We start from the raw sequence: 772 nt of genomic DNA on the forward strand, positions 1-772 counted from the left end.
GGCCAAGACCGACCCGCGGTTCGTGCAGGTCAGCGACGACCTGAAGCCGTTCATCGAGGCCTACGACCCGGCGACCTGGCGCTCGCCGGCCGACGCGATGGCCACCCGCTTCTACCACTGGGCCTCCTGATGGCGCGCCAGGTAGTGATCACCGGCATCGGTGTGGTGGCCCCCGGCGGGGTCGGGACCAAGGACTTCTGGAACCTGCTCAGCACCGGCCGCACCGCCACCCGCACCATCACCTCCTTCGACGCGACACCGTTTCGCTCACGGGTGGCCGCCGAGGTCGACTTCGACCCCGAACTGCACGGCCTGAGCCCGCAGGAGGTCCGGCGCATGGACCGCGCCGCCCAGTTCGCGGTCGTCACCACCGCCGAGGCCCTCACCGACAGCGGACTGGCCCTGAGCGACCTCGACCCGCACCGCACGGGTGTCACCGTGGGCAGCGGCGTCGGCGCGACCATGGCCCTGGACCGCGAGTACCGCATCGTCAGTGACGGCGGCCGACTCGACCTGGTCGACCACCGCTACGCGGTGCCGCACCTGTACGACTACTTCGTACCGAGCTCCTTCGCCAGCGAAGTGGCCTGGAAGGTCGGCGCCGAGGGCCCCGCCGCCGTCGTCTCCACCGGCTGCACCTCGGGCCTGGACTCGGTGGGATACGCCACCGAGCTGATCCGCGAGGGCAGCGCCGACGTCATGTTCGCCGGCGCCGCGGCCGCCCCCATTTCGCCCATCACGGTGGCCTGCTTCGACGCCATCAAGGCAACCC

Annotated in this window: 2 protein-coding genes; both read left to right on the top strand. The window is 71.2% G+C overall.

The window, feature by feature from the left end; all coding sequences use genetic code 11:
• Positions 1-130, top strand: a 130-nt coding sequence (locus TN53_RS41330; protein WP_046264039.1) for a TcmI family type II polyketide cyclase, incomplete at its 5' end; no start/stop codon positions are given.
• Positions 130-772 (top strand): beta-ketoacyl synthase N-terminal-like domain-containing protein (locus TN53_RS41335; RefSeq protein WP_046264040.1); only part of this gene is annotated, 643 nt, incomplete at its 3' end. The genes TN53_RS41330 and TN53_RS41335, both read left to right, overlap by 1 nt.

It is taken from the genome of Streptomyces sp. WM6386 (assembly GCF_000972385.1).
Lineage (GTDB): Bacteria > Actinomycetota > Actinomycetes > Streptomycetales > Streptomycetaceae > Streptomyces.